The organism is Streptomyces sp. NPDC026673 (assembly GCF_040638135.1).
Taxonomy (GTDB): Bacteria; Actinomycetota; Actinomycetes; order Streptomycetales; family Streptomycetaceae; genus Actinacidiphila.
In genome coordinates this window covers 24236-30235 of sequence record NZ_JBEZXR010000093.1, presented here as the reverse complement: position 1 = coordinate 30235, position 6000 = coordinate 24236, and the positions used below count along the sequence as shown (strand labels likewise).

Genomic DNA, 6000 nt, shown 5'->3' with positions numbered 1-6000 from the left:
CCGGTCATCAAGGGCGCCGGCGACCTGAGCCTGGCCGGCATCGCCAAGAAGACCGCCGAGCTGGCCGGCAAGGTCCGCAACAAGAAGATCAGCCCGGACGACCTGTCCGGCGGCACGTTCACGATCAGCAACACCGGCTCGCGCGGCGCGCTGTTCGACACCATCATCGTGAACTACCCGCAGGTCGCCGAACTCGGCATCGGCGCCACCGTGCGCCGCCCGATGGTCGTCAACCACCCCGACCTCGGGGAGACCATCGCGATCCGCGACATGGCCTACCTGACCCTGTCCTACGACCACCAGCTGGTCGACGGCGCGGACGCCGCCCGCTACCTCAACGACGTCAAGGCCCGCCTCGAGGCCGGCGAATTCGAGGGCGACCTCGGTCTGTAACCGACCGAAACCCCCGCGGGACCGTACGACGGCCGAGGCCCCAGCCCCTCCCGGGCTGGGGCCTCGGCCGTTCTCCGGGAATTCCCGTACGGCGTTGAGCGGTTCGGGCCCGCCGGACGTACTGGAGGGGGCAGGGCCGGGGAGCCGGACGCCGGCGAACCAGCCCTGCGGTGACGGCGGTTCGCCGAGGCCGGCGACCGGCGCGTCATCGTCCCGGCTCCCGCCGGGGCGCCACCGTCCCCACCGGCCCGGCCGCCCCGGCGGGTTGCGCGCCGCGGCGACCTTCCCCCACGCCGACGCGCGCGCTGCGGGCCCCGGCGGGGCCGGTCCGGACCTCTCGGACCGGCCCCGTCCCGGTGCCCGCACCGACCGCATAGCCTCGGGGTATGCGCGCGGCACGGCTGATCCACCTCGTCCTCCTGCTCCAGTCCCGTGAATCGATGACGGCGACCGAACTCGCCAAGGCCCTGGAGGTGTCCGAGCGCACCGTCGGCCGGGACGTGCTGGCCCTGTCCGAGGCGGGGGTGCCGGTCTACGCCGAGCGCGGACGCACCGGCGGCTACCGGCTCGTCGACGGCTACCGCACCCGGCTGACCGGGCTCGCCCGCGCGGAGGCGGAGGCGCTCTTCCTGTCCGGGGTGCCGGCCGCGCTGCGGGCCATGGGCCTGCACGACGCGGGCTCCTCGGCCCGCCTGAAGGTCTCGGCCGCCCTGCTGCCCGAGCTGAGGGACGCGCCGCGCTCGGCGGCGCAGCGCTTCCACCTGGACGCGCCGGGCTGGTGGCAGGAGCCGGAGACCCCGGCGGTGCTGCCGGCGCTCGCGGAGGCGGTGTGGGGCGACCGGCGGCTGCGGGCCCGGTACCGGCGCGGAGAGGCGGAGGTGGAGCGGGAGCTGGATCCGTACGGGCTCGTGCTGAAGGGGGGCGTCTGGTACGCGGTGGCACGCTGCGGCCCGGACTTCCGGGTCTACCGGGTCGACCGGTTCAGCGCGGCGGAGGCTGCGCAGGATCGTTTCGTCAGGGATCCGGACTTCGATCTGCCCGCCTTCTGGGAGGCCCGGGCCGCCGAGTTCGCCCGCTCGATGCTCCGGGAGGAGGTCGTCGTCCGCCTCACGCCCGGCGGCGCCCGCCGCCTCCCGTACGTCACCGACCGCACCGCGGCCCACGAGGCCCTCGCGGCCGCCGCGCCGCCCGACCCGCGGGGGCGGGTGACCGTCACGCTCCCCGTCGAGTCCCAGGACGTCGGCTACGGGCAACTGCTCGCCCTCGGCCCCGACGCCGAGGTCCTCTCCCCGGCCGCCCTGCGCGAACGGCTGGCGGACGCGGCCCGCGCCATGGCGGCCGCCTACGCCTGAGGTCCGCGCGAAGCGGCGCGCGGGAACTCTCCGGACTGGCCGTCACCCCGGTGGAGCCGCGCGCGGGGAGACGCGCGACACGGGCGCGTCTGCGTCGTTCCGCGTGCGTCGCCGGGCCGCAGCCAGGATGCTGGAGCGGTGATGGACGAGACGGAGTTCTGGGAGATCGTGGACCGCGCGCGCGAGGCGGCGGGCGGCGATCCCGAGGAACACGCCGACCTGCTCGTGGAGCGGCTGACCCAGCTCGACCCGGAGTCCGTCGTCGACTTCGCGCGGCACTTCGAGAGCCGTTTCAACCGGGCCTACCGCTGGGACGTCTGGGGCGCCGCGGACCTGATGCTGGGCGGCGCCGGTGACGACGCGTTCGACTTCTTCCGGTGCTGGCTCATCGGGCAGGGCCGGCACGTCTTCGAGAGCGCCGTCCACGACCCCGACACCCTCGCGGACATGGGGGACTCCTTCGACCCGGAGGTCGACGGCGACGCCGAGGACCTCGGTTACGCGGCGGACGAGGCGTACGAGCAGCTCACCGGGGTCCGGCTGCCCGACCTGGGCCTGCCGGACCAGCCCGCCGAGCCGGAGGGCGTCTACATCGACTTCGAGAACACGGCGGCCGTGGCGGAGCGATTCCCCCGGCTCTGGGAACGCTTCGGCTGAGCCCGGCACCGGCAGCGGCTCCCGGATCCCGGATCCCGGCTTCGATCGCGGTCACGGCCACGGCGTCACCGCGTCACACCGCGCGTCCCATGAACACGTCGTCCACGTAGGCGCCGTCCAGCAGGAACTCCCCCGGCAGGACACCCTCCACCGTGAACCCGGCCGCCTCGTACAGCCTCCTGGCCGGGGTGTTGTGGCCCAGCACCCGCAGGGTGACGCGCCGCGCCCCCTGCCGGCGGGCCGCCTCCACCGCCGCCACGACGAGTTCCAGCCCGACCCCGCGGCCGCGTGCCCAGGTGTCGACCGCCAGGCCCTGGAGCCGCCGTACATGGGCGTTGGACGCCAGCGGCGTCGACGGCACGACCCCGACGAAGCCGGCGATCCGGCCCTCGGCCTCCGCCACCAGGTAGACGTCCGGGCCGAAGCGCTCGCTGAAGAAGTCCTCGTGCTCCTCCAGGGGCGGCCGCACCGCGTGCAGGGTCGACCAGGTCGCCCGCTCCAGACGGGCGAGGGCGGGGTCGTCGGACAGCAGGGCCGGGCGCACACGGATGTCGGACATGCGTGTCACCCTCCCACACCACGGGGGCCGTTCCAGGCGACGATGTCCCCATGCGCATCGCCATCACCGGCTCGTCCGGGCTCATCGGCTCCGCCCTCGTCCGCTCCCTGCGCTCCGACCGGCACGAGGTCGTACGCCTCGTCAGGCACGAGCCGTCCGGACCGGACGAGGTGCGCTGGGACCCCCGCGGAGGCACCGTCGACGCCGCCGGCCTCGCGGGCGTGGAGGCCGTCGTCCACCTCGCCGGTGCGGGAGTCGGCGACCACCGCTGGACGGACGCCTACAAGAAGACCATCCGCGACAGCCGCGTGCTGGGCACCGCCGCCCTCGCGCGGGCCCTCGCCTCCCTGGACACCCCGCCGCGCGTGCTCGTCAGCGGCTCCGGCATCACCGCGTACGGGGACACCGGCGACCGCCGCGTCGACGAGAGCGCCCCGCTCGGCACCGGCTTCCTCCCCTCCGTCTGCCGCGACTGGGAGGCCGCCGCCGGCCCGGCCCGTGACGCGGGCATCCGCACCGCGTTCGCCCGCACGGGCCTGGTCGTGTCGGGCAGGGGCGGGGCGTGGGGGCGGCTCTTCCCGCTCTTCAAGGCCGGCCTGGGCGGGCGGCTCGGCGACGGGCGCCAGTACTGGAGCTTCATCTCCCTGCACGACCAGATCGCCGCGCTGCGCCACATCGTCGACACCGCGTCCGTCTCGGGCCCGGTCAACATGTGCGCTCCCGAACCGCTGACCAACGCGGAGGTGACCGAGGCGATGGGCCGGGTACTGCGCCGGCCCACGGTGTTCGCGGTCCCCGGGCCCGTACTGCGCACGTTCGTCGGGGAGTTCGCCACCGAGATCCTCGGCAGCACGCGCGCGGTGCCGCGGGTGCTCCTGGAGTCCGGCTTCGCCTTCACCCACCCGGGGATCGACGAGGCGATCCGCGCGGCGTTGGCCGAAGAACGGCACTGAATGCCACCCACGGCCGTTTTCCGGCATCAGTTGGCCTGCGAGTGGGCATGACGGTTCCAGCGCCAGCTGACGCGAGCGGGGAAACGTGCCGACCTCGGGGAGGGGCAACGTGCTCTCTACAGCACGCTCTACGGGTTCACTGACGGACGTGTGCGTGATCGGGGCCGGCCTGGCCGGGCTCTCCGCGGCGCATCACCTCACCCGTGCGGGACTCACCGTCACCGTGCTGGAGGCCGAGGACCGGGTCGGCGGCCGCATGGCCACCGAGAAGGTCGACGGCTTCCTGCTCGACCGGAGCCCGCACCTGCTCAACACGTCCTACCCGGAGCTGCGCCGCACCCCGGGCCTGGGCGGCCTGCAGCTGCGGCCGCTCTCCCCCGGCGTCCTGGTGCGGTCCGCGGGCCGCGGCTACCGCGTCGGCGACCCGCGCGCGGCGCTCGCCGCCGCCCGCGCGCCCATCGGCTCGCCCCTGGACAAGGCCCGGCTGCGGGGGGCCCTCAACCGCCTCGCCGACACCCCCGCCGACCGGCTCCTGGACCGCCCCGAGACCACGGTCGCCGCCGCGCTCGCCTCGCGCGGCTTCGCGCCGCGCACGGTCGACGGCTACCTGCGGCCGCTGCTGTCCGCGCTGCTCTGCGACCCCGACCTCACGACGTCCAGCCGCGCCGCCGACCTGGTCCTGCGCGCTTTCGCCCTCGGGCGTACGTGCCTGCCGGCGGGCGGCGCCGCGACGGTGCCGCAGGCCCTGGCGGCCGCGCTGCCGCCCGGGACGGTGCGCACCGGGGTGCGGGCGGTCACCGCGGCCACGACGGGCGTCCGCACGTCGAACGGGGAGGAGATCGCGTCCCGGGCCGTGGTCGTCGCCACGGGGGCCGGTGCGGCGGCGGAACTACTGCCCGGGCTGCGGGTCCCCGGCTTCCATGCCGTCACGGTCGTCCACCACGCCGCGCCGGCGGCACCGCTGAGGCAGCCCGCGCTCGTCCTCGACGCGGACCACCGCGGCCCCGTCTCCCACACCTTTCCGGCCAGTCTCGTGGACCCCTCCCGCGCCCCGGTGGGCCGCGCCCTGGTGACCTCCGTCCTGCTCGGCCGTGCCGCCGTCGCCGCCCCGGACGACATCGCCGTCCGGGCCCACCTCGCGGAGCTGTACGGCACCTCCACCGCGGGGTGGGAACTGCTCGCCGTCCACCACGACGCCGAGGCGCTGCCCGCGATGACGGCGCCGCACGACCTGCGGCGGCCGGTGCGGATCCTGCAGGGGCTCTATGTGTGCGGGGACCACCGGGACACCAGCACGGTGCAGGGTGCGCTGCTCTCCGGCCGCCGCGCGGCGCAGCGCCTCCTCCGCGACGTGGGGCTCGGCCAGGGCACCGGCACGCAGCCGCTCGCCGCGTAGGAGCCGGTTCGGCGCTTCCGGGTCCGGTGCTGCTGGGGGCTTCGGCGCTGCTGGGTTGTGCGGCTCTCCCTGCGTCTCGCTCCCTTCGGTCGCAAAGACGCGGGCTGCGGAGGGGAGGGTGGGGGGCGTCGGGCGGTCGCCGCTGTGCGGGTGGCGTGTGGCCGGGGTTCAGGCTCCGGAGCGGGGCCGGTTGTTCATGGGCGCGGGTCTCGTTGCCGTCCGCGGGTAGAGATGGCTGGTTGCCACGCCCACCGCGCGTGGGTGGCGCGCCCGCCGTAACCGGCGTCTGCGGGTGCTTCCCCGACAGGGATCGGGCTCGGCGGGGTCGATTTCCGAGATCGGGCTCTGTTTCGCCGACATAGTCGGCGAAAGCGGGCCCGATCTTCTCCGGCTCAAAGATCGGGCTCTGTTCCGCCGAACATGTCGGCGAAAGCGAGCCCGATGTTCCGCCCACGCCCCGCCAGTACCCCGAATCAGCCGCAGTCGCCGGTCACGGCGGGCGCGCCCACCACCGGGAGTAGGCGTGGAAGCGGCCATCCATACCCGCGGACGGCAACGAGACCCACGCCACCGGAAAGGGCACCCGCTCCGGAGTCTGAACCCCCGCCACGCACCCACCCGCACACCGCAACGAAGCCCCGAACCGCCACCCTCCCATCCGCAGCCCGCCGCTCTGCGACCGAAGGGAGC

General features: G+C 75.1%; 6 protein-coding genes. 5 read left to right on the top strand and 1 reads right to left on the bottom strand.

Going from position 1 to position 6000, the window contains the following annotated elements; all coding sequences use genetic code 11:
* The 3 genes from AB0F62_RS37535 to AB0F62_RS37525 form a co-directional block, all read left to right on the top strand.
* Positions 1-393 (top strand): 2-oxo acid dehydrogenase subunit E2 (locus AB0F62_RS37535; protein WP_361810083.1); only part of this gene is annotated, 393 nt, incomplete at its 5' end.
* A 386-nt stretch (positions 394-779) separates the two neighbouring features.
* Positions 780-1745, top strand: coding sequence for a WYL domain-containing protein (locus AB0F62_RS37530; protein WP_361810081.1), 966 nt, complete (start codon positions 780-782; stop codon positions 1743-1745).
* Positions 1746-1886: 141 nt separating this feature from the next.
* Complete coding sequence (locus AB0F62_RS37525; protein WP_361810079.1) at positions 1887-2402, top strand: DUF4240 domain-containing protein; 516 nt, start codon at positions 1887-1889, stop codon at positions 2400-2402.
* 73 nt (positions 2403-2475) lie between these two features.
* Here AB0F62_RS37525 and AB0F62_RS37520 read toward each other — a convergent pair whose 3' ends face one another.
* A complete protein-coding gene (locus AB0F62_RS37520; protein WP_361810077.1) occupies positions 2476-2961 on the bottom strand; it encodes a GNAT family N-acetyltransferase in 486 nt (161 codons plus the stop codon).
* Between the two features lie 50 nt (positions 2962-3011).
* On the opposite strand from AB0F62_RS37520, the gene AB0F62_RS37515 reads away from it, so the two are divergent.
* Together AB0F62_RS37515 and AB0F62_RS37510 are read left to right on the top strand one after the other, a co-directional pair.
* On the top strand, positions 3012-3914 hold the full coding sequence (locus AB0F62_RS37515; protein ID WP_361810075.1) for a TIGR01777 family oxidoreductase: 903 nt from the start codon (positions 3012-3014) through the stop codon (positions 3912-3914).
* A gap of 154 nt (positions 3915-4068) precedes the next feature.
* Positions 4069-5310, top strand: coding sequence for an NAD(P)/FAD-dependent oxidoreductase (locus tag AB0F62_RS37510; RefSeq protein ID WP_361810087.1), 1242 nt, complete (start codon positions 4069-4071; stop codon positions 5308-5310).
* Positions 5311-6000: the final 690 nt, after the last annotated feature.

What these genes read in the sequence shown, in the direction of transcription:
- AB0F62_RS37525 (WP_361810079.1), top strand. Translation starts at nt 1,887, where the DNA reads ATGGACGAGACGGAGTTCTGGGAGATCGTGGACCGCGCGCGCGAGGCG.
- AB0F62_RS37530 (WP_361810081.1), top strand. Translation starts at nt 780, where the DNA reads ATGCGCGCGGCACGGCTGATCCACCTCGTCCTCCTGCTCCAGTCCCGT.
- AB0F62_RS37520 (WP_361810077.1), bottom strand. Translation starts at nt 2,961, where the DNA reads ATGTCCGACATCCGTGTGCGCCCGGCCCTGCTGTCCGACGACCCCGCC.
- AB0F62_RS37515 (WP_361810075.1), top strand. Translation starts at nt 3,012, where the DNA reads ATGCGCATCGCCATCACCGGCTCGTCCGGGCTCATCGGCTCCGCCCTC.